General features: G+C 38.0%; 8 protein-coding genes. All 8 read right to left on the bottom strand.

From position 1 onward, the window contains the following. Positions 1-160 precede the first annotated feature (160 nt). Positions 161-1984 carry a glutamine--fructose-6-phosphate transaminase (isomerizing) gene (glmS, locus tag APRE_RS00105; RefSeq protein ID WP_012803495.1) on the bottom strand — a complete coding sequence of 608 codons (1824 nt, stop codon included), beginning with the start codon at positions 1982-1984 and terminating at the stop codon, positions 161-163. Positions 1985-2222: 238 nt separating this feature from the next. After that, positions 2223-2411: a hypothetical protein gene (locus APRE_RS00100; RefSeq protein WP_012803494.1), complete on the bottom strand. Its 189-nt coding sequence runs from the start codon at positions 2409-2411 to the stop codon at positions 2223-2225. Continuing rightward, positions 2408-4021 (bottom strand): oligopeptide/dipeptide ABC transporter ATP-binding protein, encoded by a 1614-nt coding sequence (locus tag APRE_RS00095; protein WP_012803493.1) that lies wholly within the window; start codon positions 4019-4021, stop codon positions 2408-2410. The genes APRE_RS00100 and APRE_RS00095 overlap by 4 nt, the downstream gene beginning before the upstream one ends. Continuing rightward, entirely contained in the window at positions 4014-5012 is a 999-nt protein-coding gene (locus tag APRE_RS00090; protein WP_012803492.1) for an ABC transporter ATP-binding protein, read from the bottom strand. The genes APRE_RS00095 and APRE_RS00090 overlap by 8 nt, the downstream gene beginning before the upstream one ends. Positions 5013-5020: 8 nt before the next feature. Next, complete coding sequence (locus APRE_RS00085; protein WP_012803491.1) at positions 5021-6997, bottom strand: ABC transporter permease subunit; 1977 nt, start codon at positions 6995-6997, stop codon at positions 5021-5023. Position 6998: 1 nt separating this feature from the next. Then, a complete protein-coding gene (locus APRE_RS00080; RefSeq protein WP_012803490.1) occupies positions 6999-7961 on the bottom strand; it encodes an ABC transporter permease in 963 nt (320 codons plus the stop codon). 340 nt (positions 7962-8301) lie between these two features. Continuing rightward, on the bottom strand, positions 8302-10488 hold the full coding sequence (locus APRE_RS00075; protein ID WP_012803489.1) for an ABC transporter substrate-binding protein: 2187 nt from the start codon (positions 10486-10488) through the stop codon (positions 8302-8304). A gap of 393 nt (positions 10489-10881) precedes the next feature. Beyond that, positions 10882-13026 (bottom strand): ABC transporter substrate-binding protein, encoded by a 2145-nt coding sequence (locus APRE_RS00070; protein ID WP_012803488.1) that lies wholly within the window; start codon positions 13024-13026, stop codon positions 10882-10884. Between the last annotated feature and the right edge of the window lie 300 nt (positions 13027-13326).

Genomic DNA, 13326 nt, shown 5'->3' with positions numbered 1-13326 from the left:
AAATTTAAGAACAGGCAAATTTAATATTTACAAAGTTAAGCAAAGTCGAGGATTCTCTCCTCTTCTTTGCTCTTTTTAAGATTTTTATTAGACAATGAAATTTATAGCTTTTTGATTTATTTTTTTCACAAAAAAACTAGCGATTTCTCGCTAGTTCTTCCTATTCAACTGTTACAGATTTAGCTAAGTTTCTTGGTTTGTCTACATCAATTCCCTTAGCTATTGATGTGTAATAGGCCATAAGTTGGGCTGGTATAGCTGTAAGAAGCGGATAGAGGATATCCAAGGTCTCTGGAATTATTAATATCTTATCAGTGATTTTACTCATTCTAGAGTCCTTATGGCTTGTTATGATAAATACATTAGCTCCTCTTGCCACGACTTCTTCTACATTTGATAGAGTTTTCTCCAAAAGATTTGCCTGGCTCATTATAGCTATAACCGGAGTCTTATCTTCTATTAGGGAAATTGTCCCGTGTTTTAGCTCTCCTGCTGCGAAAGCCTCTGTGTGAATATATGAGACCTCCTTAAGCTTAAGTGCTGCCTCTATGGCTGTTTGATAGTCAAGGCCACGGGCTATATAAAATAGGCTTTTTTGATCTTTTATCTCTTCTGCGAAGTCTTTTATTATTTTATCATCTTCTAGGATTTCTCTTATTTTTCCTGGAATTTCCTTTAAGCCTTCTATGATTTCCTTGCAAACTTCGTCGTCAATCCTAGATACTTTCCTAGCGAAATCAAGGGCTAGGAAATAGAAATTTAGGACTTGGCTAGTGTAGGCCTTGGTGCTTGCTACAGCTATTTCTGGACCCGCGTAGCAGTATATGGACTTATCAGCTTCCCTATCCATGGATGAGGCTAGGGTGTTTGTTATAAGAAGAGTTTTAGCTTTCTTTTCCTTGGCAAAGCTTAGAGCCTTAAGGCTATCGGCTGTTTCACCTGATTGGGATATGAATATTACCAGGCTTTTCTCATCAAGGAAGGGATCATTATATCTAAACTCTGAGGCAAGATCACAGATTACTGGAATCTTGGCGAGTTTTTCTATAAGAGTCTTGCCAACAAGGCCTGCATGGTAGGCTGTTCCGCAAGCTACTATATATATTCTTTCAAAGTTTTCTAAGTCTTCTTTGGTAAATGAGTCTCCATCAAGGACAACTTCGTCATTTTTTACATTTAGTCTAATAAGCTCTTCTAGGACAGAGGCTTGCTCATTTATTTCCTTGATCATAAAATGGTCGTAGCCTGCCTTAGTCGCTGCATCAACTGACCATTCTATCTTTTTAATTTCTCTATCAACTACTTTTTCATCTTTATCATAGATAGTGTAGGAATCTCCCTTGATATCTACGACATCTCCATTTTCTAGATAGATAACATCTCTGGTGTATTTTAAAAGAGATGGGATATCACTTGCCATCATGAAGGAATCTTCCATTATTCCTGCTACAAGGGGGCTTTCTTGTCTAATTCCAACAAGTCTATCTGGCTCGTCAGCTGAGATAATCCCACAAGCATAGGCTCCTACAAGTCTTTTACGGACTTTTCTTACAGCTTCTAAGAGATCTCCCTCATAATACTTTTCAAGAAGTACTGCTATAACTTCTGTATCTGTCGAAGATTTAAACTTATAGCCTTCTTCTTCCAGCTCCTTCTTAAGGTCTCTATAGTTTTCTATGATTCCATTGTGGACTACGGCAATCTTACCGTTGTTTGAAAGGTGAGGGTGGCTATTTACATCATTGGCCTCTCCGTGAGTTGCCCATCTGATGTGGCCTATGCCGACTTTCCCTTCTATAGGATCTTCCTCCAAAGCCTTCTTCAAATTCTCAAGCTTTCCAGCTTTTTTTACACAAGAAATCCCACAATCATTAATCACAGCTATACCTGCTGAGTCGTAACCACGATATTCAAGTTTTTCTAGACCATCGATGATTACTTCTCTTGCATCAAGCTTTCCCTTATATGATACTATTCCACACATAGTAACCTCCTATTCAGTTTTTATGAGGCCACTGTATCTTCTCTGTCCACAAGATTGCTCCTGTGTTTTGTCTAATACTAGGGCTGTGAACCCAGACAGCTCCCGCCGAATTTTCGATAACTGCCTTCCTCGTCATCCCATTGGGATCTGGCGCTTTAATGTTTTTTACCTCATCTTTATATTATACCCCAGAAATTTGGGCAAAACAAAATCCTCCGGACTTGCCAGAGGACTCATTTCAGATTAATAAAGCTAAAATTATAAGAGGTGAAAGTATTAATAAGACCCAAGGCATAAATACCTTCATCGCTGCAAGAAACATAGCTAGTTGGTCATTATTTTCGAGATTATCCCTATCTAGGAGCCTCTCTTTTTCATAGATTTCTTTTTGGCTTTTGCCCTTAAATCTATCTATTGGAGCCTTCATATAGCGCTCATTTCTTCTAGCTCTTCTTCCTTTTTAGCTTTTTCTATTTTATTTTTCTCAAAGGCCTTTTGTTTTTCTTCTTCGCTTACATCAAGTAAGTGGCATGCTACGAAGTGGCCATCTTCTCTTTCCTTAAGTTCTGGCTCGAAGTTGGCACAGATATCCATAGAGTACTCGCATCTTGTATGGAATCTACATCCTTTTGGAGGTTTTACTGCTGATGGTATATCTCCTTCGATGACTTGTAGCTCTTGGCCTTGGTCTACGTCTGTTCTTGGTATAGCACGTAGGAGGGCCTTGGTATATGGATGGAGAGGATTTTCGAAAATTCTCTCTGATTCACAAAGCTCTACCAAAACTCCAAGATACATTACCCCAATCCTATCTGATATATATTTTACAACCGATAGGTCGTGGGTGATGAAAAGATAGGTTAGGTTGTTCTCATCTTTTAGGTCTTGAAGAAGGTTTATTATCTGAGATTGGATAGATACGTCAAGGGCACTTACAGCCTCATCACAAACTATAAAGCTTGGCTTAAGGGCTAGGGCTCTTGCTATACCAATTCTTTGCCTTTGTCCACCTGAGAATTGGTGAGGATACCTATGAAGGAAGTAAGGAGCAAGTCCACACTTTTCCATAGTTTCTCTGATATACTCATTGTATCCTTTTTCTTTTCTGCTCTTAAAGAGTTCATGGCCTAGAACACCTTCGCCTATGATATTTCCTACAGTCATCTTTGTATCCAAAGATCCGTAAGGGTCTTGGAAGATCATTTGTAGGTCCTTCCTTAGGGCTCTCATCTCCTCGTTGTTAAGCTCAGATAGGTCGATTCCATTATCTCTCTCTGCTTCAAGCTCGGTAAATCTCTCCTTATTTTCGAGACTCTTTCTATAGGCTTCTATGGTTTGATCTTTTTCACTGATTTCTTTAGTCTTGGCATCTTTTTGGCTGATCAAATCCTTATACTTAGGATCACTTTCTAGGAATTTATCATATTCTTCCCAAGTTCTTGATCTCATTTGAGTCTTTTGCTCAATTTCTTCGAGCTTTTCTAGGATGCCGGCTCTTTGTTTAAGGATGTCGTATTTTTCCTTAAGCATAGTAGCTACCTTGTTTAGGTCATCACTTGCAAGAAGACCTCCAGCAATCCTTACCATATTTAGGTAGTTTTCCTCTAGGTCACGTCGCTTAAACATAGCCTTTTCATTAAGCTCTGCTCTTTTTTCGTCTGTATCGGCGTTTTCAAGCTCTTCATAAATCTTATTTAGGGCGTCTATTTCTTCGTGATATTTAGGAAATTGGCTAGGGATTTTCTTAATCATATCTAGCATATAGGCTGGAGCAGTATCCTCTATGGTCTTTCCATAGTAAAGAGTAGTTCCTTCCGTTTGATCGTAGATTTGTAGGAGGGTTCTACCGAAAGTAGACTTACCACATCCAGACTCCCCTACAAGACCCAGGGTCTCTCCTTCATAGATATCTAGACTAATGGATTCGTTAGCGTGAACATATTCGCCAGGTCCTCTATTAAATATAGACTTTTTCTTAAGAGGGAAATACTTCTTTAGATTTCTTATTTTAAATAAGACTTTTTTATCACTATTCATTCTCTTCCCTCTCCTTTCTATTTGGATAATGACATCTGATCTTTTGATTTTCATTTACTGAAACTAAATCAGGCATCACTTCTATACATTTTTTAGTAGCGTATTTACATCTATCTGCAAACTTGCATCCTTTTGGCAGGTTGAGTGGGTGTGGTACTGAACCTGGGATGATATCAAGCCTTTCGTTTCTATCTGATGTGATAGATGGGATTGAATTTAGTAGAGCTACAGTATATGGGTGGTTAAAGTCTGTAATATCGTGTTTGAAGATAAATTCAACTGGAGATTGCTCCACGATTTGTCCGCAATACATTACAGCAACTTCATCAGCCATTTGATTGATTACACCAAGGTCGTGGGTAATAAAGAGGATTGATGTACCAGCCTTATGTTTAAGATCATTCATAAGCCTTAGGATTTGGGCTTGGATTGTAACGTCAAGGGCTGTTGTAGGCTCATCTGCTATAAGAAGCTTTGGCTCACAAGCAAGGGCCATGGCGATCATCACCCTCTGGTTCATACCTCCAGATAGCTCGAAAGGATATTGTTTGGCCACTACATGTGGATTAGGGATCTTAACAGCTGCAAGAAGCTCTTCACATCTTTTAGCCGCTTCCTTCTTATTCATTCCCTTGTGGAGGATAAGAACTTCTGAGATTTGTTTTTCTACGGTAAAGACTGGGTTAAGTGAGCTCATAGGCTCTTGGAATATCATAGATATGGCATTTCCTCTGATATGCTCCATTTGGCTAGTCTTATAGTCAGAAATTTTTTCTCCATCGAATATTATCTCACCATCGTAAATCTTTTGGTTTGACTCAAACAGTTGGAGTATACTCATAGCTGTTTGGCTCTTTCCAGATCCACTTTCTCCAACAAGACCCAGGGTCTTACCAGCATCGACTGTAAAAGATACGTCATTTACAGCCTTGATAAGACCACGTCTTGTTTCAAAGTAGGTGTGTAGATTTTTTATTTCTAATAAACTCATTTTATAACCTATCTTTCATTTGCTCTTGGGTCGATGGCATCCCTTAGGGCGTCACCGATTAGGTTTACAGAAAATGATGTCAAGAATACTGCAAGTGCTGGGAATACCCACCTCCACCAGTAAGTGTTTAGTACGTCTGATGATTGGGCTGCAGTAAGCATATTACCCCAAGAAGGAGTTGGTTCTTGTACACCAAAACCTAGGAAGGATAGACCAGATTCTGTTAGTAAGTTTCCAGCATAACCTATAGTCGCATTTACAATTACTATTGATAAGATATTTGGGAAGATGTGCTTGATCATAATAGACCAATTCTTAACTCCCAAGGCTCTCGCTGCTGTTATATAGTCTCTTTCTCTTTCAGCAAGGATTTGTCCACGAACAAGTCTTGCAAGTCCCGTCCAACCGAGTAGACCTAGAAGAATCATAACCATAGTGATCCTTTGCTCTTGGCTTGCTCCTGGTGGAAGGAGGGCTGATAGGGAAATCAACATTGGATAGAATGGGAAGGATGCCACAATTTCAGAAAATCTCATCAATACATTGTCTATCTTTCCGCCAGCAAAACCTGAAATCATACCGATTAGTACACCGAGGACTATTTGGATTACAGTAGAGATCAAGGAAATTACCATGGTCATCTTACCACCATGGATTAATCTTGTGAAAATATCACGACCTTGATCGTCAGAACCAAATCTAAAGCCATTTAGACCCCAAGTTTCGATTTTGCCTTCTTTACTTACTGCGTAGTTGTTGAAATATGAAGAATAAATTTGATCAAATTCTCCTTCAGGAGTCTTTAGCTCTCCGTAGTTTTCCTTACCCCATTGGTAGATTTTACCGTTTTCGTCAAGGGCTGTGAACACTGAATCACTAGCCTTGATATCAACTAGAGGAGCTTCAAATTTTGGGATCGAATCTCCTGAAACCTTATCTCTAGTAGGTCCCCAAACATAAAGATTGCCATCTTCTGATAGGGCTGCTGCTGATGAGGAAGTTAGGGCTACCTTTTTAGTCTTAACCTTGCCTGTCTTAAGCTCTTCTGGCATTTGAGTGTCAATTTCTGCACCCATTACACCCAAAAGTCTGACAGATCCGTCCTTCATTATAGCTAGGATATTGATTGGATTTGTTGCAAAATCTACAACTTGTCCCTTAATATCAGAAGGAAGAAGGTTAAGTCTACTTGCAAGGGTTGATCCCCATACTACTAGGTTGTTTTTCTTTGTAAGAATTACTGAGTATTGAACACCTGCGCCGAGTTTTTCTATTCCTTCTTCTTTTACCTTAGCCTCATCCATTGGTGGCATTTGGTTTTGTTGGAAGGCATTGTTACCCCAGCCGTATATCTCGTTATCTTCTGTAGCAGCTATTATATGTCTATCACCTGCTGCTATATCTACTATTTTTTTGTTAGCTAAGGCTTCCTTGGCCTTATCTGGGATTTCTAGGACCTTATCTTCGTTGTCAGATCCCCAAACATAGAGATGTCCCCCCTTGCTAAGTCCTGCAGAGAAGGTATTACCTATAGAAATTTTCTCAACTCCCTCTTTTTCTAGATCAGAAGGATAGTTCATATAAGCTCCACCAGGACCTACATTAGTTAAGTTTCCTTGGGAGTAGTATTGGTTAAAGGGAAGAACTTTACTTCCTACAAATACTACTAAGACAATCGCTACAAAAAGCACAAGTCCAATAATACCCAAAGGATTTCTAAAGTAGTTTCTAAGGGCTACCTTGCCCGGAGACATGATAGCTTCTTCTTTTAGCTTATCATTTTCGTCTTCCTTTCTAGGTCCCTTGTCCACGTTTTTATTATCACTATGGAGTAATTCATCATCCGATTTATTGTCAGATTTATTATCAAAGGAAGAATTACTATCATTGAATTCTTCTCCCTTAGAGAATGTGAAGGCTCTTAAGAAGAAATTTTTCAAGAAACTTCCATATGATTTTACAGATTTTTTAAAAGTCGCATTCATCTTAAGCCTCCAATTGAACTCTTGGATCTACTAGGGCATAGGCCACATCCATCAATAAGTTTCCAAGAAGAGTAAGCACAGCATAAAACATTGATAGGGCAAGGATTACATTGTAATCTTGAGCCATTACAGCCATTATTAGTTCGTTACCGATTCCCCTAAAAGAGAATATCCTCTCTGTGATAGCTGAACCTGAAAACATTCCAAGCACAGCCCAGGTTAGGGCAGTAACTACTGGTATAAGGGCGTTTCTAAAGGCATGAGAATAGATAACAGTCTTCTCTTTTAGACCCTTACTTCTTGCTGTTCTTATATAATCTTGGTCTAGGGCATCTAGCATTGAGTTTCTTACATATCTTGAAAGAGATGCAAGAGAACCTATGGTTAGGGTAGCTGTTGGTAAAACTAGATACTTAACCCATTCTCCAAAGGTATTTTCTCTAGGCATACCATTTGCTGGAAACCATCCTAGTCTAAAGGCAAAGACGAATATCAAAATAAGTCCTATAAAAAATACAGGAATTGATAGACCCACTAGGGTCAAAGTCTGGAAGGTCTTATCGAAAACCCCTCCCTTGTGCGTGGCCGACCTAATTCCTATCAAGACCGACAGTACAAATGATAGAATTGTCGAACCGATATTTAAAAATATGGTGTTTTTGAGAGGCTCTGATAAATATTCAGAAACTGGTCTTCTAACTCTAGTAGATTCTCCCAAATCACCCTTCAAAGTTCTTCCAAGCCATCTTACATATTGCTCAGGCAAGGACTTATCAAGTCCGTATCTAGCTTGAAGTGTTTGGTATAGCTCTTCTTGCTCTTGTTTGGTCATACGACCTGTAGTAGGCATCATGGCCTTAATTGGATCTCCTGGCATGGCTTTAGAGAAAGCAAAAAGCATTATAGATATAATCAGAGCTACTGGTATTAAATTTATGATTCTCTTAACTATATAACGAAACATATCTTCCCTTCCTATTTTTTATAACATTGAGATTCGTTATCTTATTAAAGTATACTGATAAATATGTAGTCTTTTTTGAAAAATGATAAACAAATCCAAGTTAATAATTTTTATAATTTATATGTTATAATATTAGTTGTATTTTGTCAACCACCTATCTTATTAAATTATTATATAAAGAGGCCCGCAAAATGTAAACGTTGGTAAAATAACGACATAATTATGCATATTTTTTCATAACTTTATGATTTTTTTGCAAATAATTTTGATAATTCATGGATAATCACAAGAACGAAAATAAAAAGGCTCACTCAAGTGAGCCCCTTTAATTTACTGATTATTAGTTTTCTAGACTAAGAGCGTTTATTTGATCTTCTGATTGCCATACTGGTGTATTAACATCGAATCCCTTAACTCTCTTTGTGTAACCTGTGTGATATTGGTTAGCGTAAAGTGGGATTTCTGGTAGGTAATCATTGTACCAGATTTGGAATTCTTCCCAGTTATCTAGGTATTCATCCTTCTTATCAGCAGGTGTCTTACGTAGTTTAACTGTCAACTCATCAGCCTTTGGATCATTAGTCTTAGTATAGTTGTAAGGTCCTTCAGAGTTATAAGCGTACCATGGGTCAAATGGTGTACCGAAGTTTGTACCCATATTGAATACTGTATATTCTGGGTCTTCTTCTGGATAGTAGTAGTAGTTTAGAAGAGTTGCGAATGAACCAGCTGTAACATTGTATTCCATACCAACTTGCTTAGCATTGTTTGGTACTTGGTTAGAGATTAATGTTGTAATTGGTGATTCATCAGAACCGTATTGGTTAACTACAAGCTTCTTACCATTTTCATCGTATCTATAATAGTCAAATCCATCTGGGTTAGATGCGAAAGCTTCATCAGCCTTAGTCTTATCCCAAGGTGTAGTTCCATCAGACTCGAACTTGTAAGGTGTTTTGTCGAGAAGGGCATTAGCTTGATCTAAGTTCATTTGGTAGTTGATTAACTTACCTTCAAGATCTGCTCCTCTTTCCTTATACATCCATTGGCTGCTACCGTACATACCGTTAGTTACAACACCGTATCCACCCGCGAAGGATTGTACGAAGCTGTTTCTATCCATTAGGTGAGCTATAGCTTGTCTAACTTCTTTGTATTTTGTACTTCCTCTGTCTGTTAGGAATGTTACGTTACCATAACCGTTTCTTTCGAATGTGTTATATCCACCGATCTTTCCACTATCAGCAGCTTCTCTCATTCTGTCGATTGGACCACCTTCAGATTCTTCTTCCCAAAGGTCGATATCTCCATTTTCAAGTAAGTCTACAGCAATATTTTTGTTTACAGTTTGAAGGATTACGTTAGGAATTGTAGCCTTATCACCCTTGAAGTTTCCAACATAGTTTTCGTTTAGGCTTAGTTTAACCATGTTGTTTTCAAATGATTCAAACTTGTAAGGTCCTGATACAACTGCTGGATTAAGTCTGTATTCATTAACTTCCTTAAGCATAGCTTCATCGATAAGTTGTTGAGTAGGATCTACATCTCCTGCTTTACGTTCTTCTAGATCTTTGATTGCATCTTCGTGTTCTTTTTTAGCTTCTTCGTAAGCCTTCTTATCTTCTTCTGCTGCATCATCTGCTGGAGCTGGATTGTTTTCCTCAAAGTCTTCATTTTGTTTTTTGATTTGTTCATCCAGGTTCTTTACATAGTTTTCTTTCTCTTCGTCACTAACTTTATAGCCTTCTTTAGCAACAAGCTTGTTACCCTCTTTAGAAAGAGCTAGGTTCTCGTTTAGATAGTGCATTGGGTGTGGTTGAATAGCTAGTAGAGACGCTTCTTCGAAGTATGGAAGGAATGATGCATCTATTGTAATCTTAAATGTGTAATCATCTACCTTCTCTAGACCTTCAAATACATCGCTATCGCCCTTCTTATAGGCTTCATATCCCTTAACTGAGTCAGATCCTGGGCTTGTAGAGCCTGTTAGTTTGGTATATTCTGGGTGAGTGTGTAGAAGAGACATGAATAAGTAATCATCTGCCTTGATTGGTTCGCCATCAGACCATTTAAGGTCTTTCTTGATCTTGAATGTAACAGTCTTTGAACCATCTTCGTTATCTTGAGATACTGGCTCTCCATCTAGAACTGCAGTGTTGTTTACCCAAGCTCCTGATTCATCTTGAACAACTGTTTGGTAGCCGTTGTTTCCTTCGATACCAAGATATTTTCTAACTTTAACATCTCCAGAGTTGTTGGTCCATCCTTGTAGAAAGTCACCGTTAAGCTCACCAAGACCTACTACTAGAGTATCGTCAGATGTTTGTGATTCGAAGTTTTCCGCACCTTCTTCGCCGGTTCCTTCACTTTCTTTTGCATCTTTATCGTCTTTGTTTTTATCTTCAGCTTTTGTGTCTGCGTCATTATTAGCAGCTTTGTTGTCTTTATTTTCTCCACCGCCACAAGCAACTAGAGTACTAGCTAGTCCAAGTGCCATTAATGAAGAAAAAACTCTTTTCATTTTCATTGGTTTTCCCCCTAAAAAATTAAGTAACTTTTATATTTATATATTTTAACTCAATGAATAGATTTTGTCAAGGATTTCCTAAGGTTTTATACACTATATAGAATTTTTATTCTTTATAGTTCTTTAATATTAGGGATTTTTGAATTATATTCATGTAATATGATTCATGAGCCCTAGTCTTGTTAAAGCACTAATATATTAAATTCCAACATCCGCTCTACTTTTACTCAACAAAAAATATTTGTAGAAATTTCAACTTCCTGTATTTTTATTTCTCTAATGATAATGCAAATACCTTGCTCAAGCACGGCAAATTTAAAGAAAATTAACTCAAGCAAAAAGAGGCGGCCCTCTAGAGCTCACCCCTTTAGTTTATCTTATTTATAAGAATCCTTATTCAATTGTCATAGCATTTATTTGATCAGATGCCTTCCATACCGGTGTCATTATATCAAAGCCCTTGATCCTGTTACTGTATCCTGTGTGGAAGACATTTGAGTAGAGTGGAATTTCTGGTAGGTAGTCGTTGTACCATTTTTGGAATTCTTCCCACTTATCTAGATAAGCTTCCTTCTCCTCTGGAGCTGTTCTTCTTAGGGCAGTTGTTACCTCATCTGCCTTTGGATCGTCTACCTTATTTCTATTAAATGGACCTTCCTTTGAATAGTATAGCCATGGATCAAATGGTGTAGCAAAATCTGATGCCATTGAGAAGGCTGTATATTCCGCATCTTCCTTAGGGAAGGTATAGAGGTCTATTAGGGTTGAGAAGGATCCACTTGTCACGTTATATTCCATTCCAGCTTGCTTGGCATTTGGAGGAAGTTGGTTGGATATTAGGGTTGTAATTGGAGATTGTTCTGCCCCATATTGGTTTACAACAAGCTTATTTCCGTTTTCATCATATCTATAATAGTCGAAGCCTTCTTGGTTTTTGTTAAATTCTTCAAGAGCCTTGTTCTTATCCCAAGGAGTTTTTCCATCAGCTTCGAACTTGAAAGGAGTCTTGTCAAGAAGTTCATTTGCCTTGTCGATATTTAGAACCCAATTTACCAATTTTCCTTCGACGTCTGCTCCTCTTTCCTTATACATCCATTGGCTTGTACCGTACATACCGTTGGTTACAACACCGTAGCCACCCAAGAATGATTGAACAAATTCGTTCCTATCCATTAGGCTTGCTATAGCTTGTCTTACCTCCTTGTATTGGGTTGCTCCCCTGTCTACTAGGAAGGTTAGGTTTCCGTAACCATTTCTTTCGTAAGAGCCTACTTGGATTTTGCCATCGTCTGCTGCTTTTTTGAGTTGGTCGATCTTTGATCCGTCAGTTTCGCCTTCCCAAATGTCTATATCTCCATTTTCTAGAAGGTCTGGTCCTATGTTTTTGTTTACCAATTGAACTATGATGTGAGGAATACTTGCCTTATCTCCCTTGAAGTTTCCTTGGTAGTTTTCGTTAAGGTCAAGTCTAACCATGTTGTTTTCGAACTTGTCAAACTTGTATGGTCCACAGGTAACCTTAGGGTTAAACCTGTAATCACTTGTAAGCTTAATCATAGCTTCTTCTATTAGTAATCTAGTTGGATCTACATCTCCCTCTTTACGAGATTCAAGATCTCCTACTTTGCTATCTAAGTCAGCTTTGGCTTCCTTGTATTCGTCACTTTCCTTATCAAGGCCTTCACTATCTTCTTCGAAGCCTTCTTTTAGGATTTCTATTTGCTTGTCTATAGATTTCTTGTAGTCGTCTCTATCCTTATCTGTGACTTCATAGCCTTCCTTAACTACAAGCTTCTTGCCATCTTCTGAAACAGCTAGGTTTTCTCCTATATAGTGCATTGGGCTAGGGCCTGCATTTGATAGGACTTCTACTTCAAAATATGGTAGTTGGGAAGAATCTACTGTTAGGCTAAAGCTATAGTCGTCGTGTTTTTCGATTCCTTCAAAACTATCAGTCTCCCCATTTTTGAAGGCCTTGTAGCCTAAGAGTGAGTCTGCTCCTATATTCATAGATGCTGTTAGTGGGTTAAAGTCCTTATCTGATTCTAGGAGGATTCCAAATATATAATCATCAGCTGTGATAGGTTCTCCATCTGACCATTTTAGGTCTTTCTTTATGGTATAAGTTGTTGTCCTTGATCCATCTTCGTTAATCTTTACTTCAGGGTCTTTTTCAAGGGCAGCTGTGTTTGTTTGAAACTTACCTTCCTCGTCTTGGACATAGCAATCATAGCCATTGTTTCCTTCTATACCCATGAATCTTCTTACCTTTACGTCATTTCCATCATTGGCATAGCCTTGGATGAAGTCTCCATTTAAGGAATCAACTCCCATAACTATGGTGTCATCAGAAGTTTGCTTGTCAAAATCTTCCGGAGTCTCTGAGGCATTTTTAGAGTCTGTAGCTTTGTTAGCCTCTTCATTTTCGATCTTTGACTCCGCTCCACCCTTGGTTGAATCTGTGCTAGATCCACAAGCTGTAAGTGTTAGGACGAGTCCTAGGGCCATTAGAGATGAGTAAACTTTTTTAATCTTCATACTAACCTTCCTTATTTATATTTGTGAAATTGTTTACACTCTACCTTTTTTATTCATTTTAGTCAAAGATTTGTGTATAAGTATTAATTTGCTTTATCAGATTTTTGCTGGTGTCTTATAAAGGATTATTGTTATAAAGACCTTTCTCCAATCTCACAATCTATTCCTGAGGCTAATTTATTCATTCATTATTCGCATAAAGATTTTCCAAATCTCTCAAAGTACCTTATCTTAAAATAAATTATGTATTTTTTAAAATTAAATTTTATAAATAAAAAAGAGATCTACTTCTATTAAGTA

The sequence above is a fragment of the Anaerococcus prevotii DSM 20548 genome (genome assembly GCF_000024105.1).
Lineage (GTDB): Bacteria > Bacillota > Clostridia > Tissierellales > Peptoniphilaceae > Anaerococcus > Anaerococcus prevotii.
The sequence above is the reverse complement of the archived record's forward strand: the minus strand, read 5'-3'. Positions and strand labels throughout refer to the sequence as shown.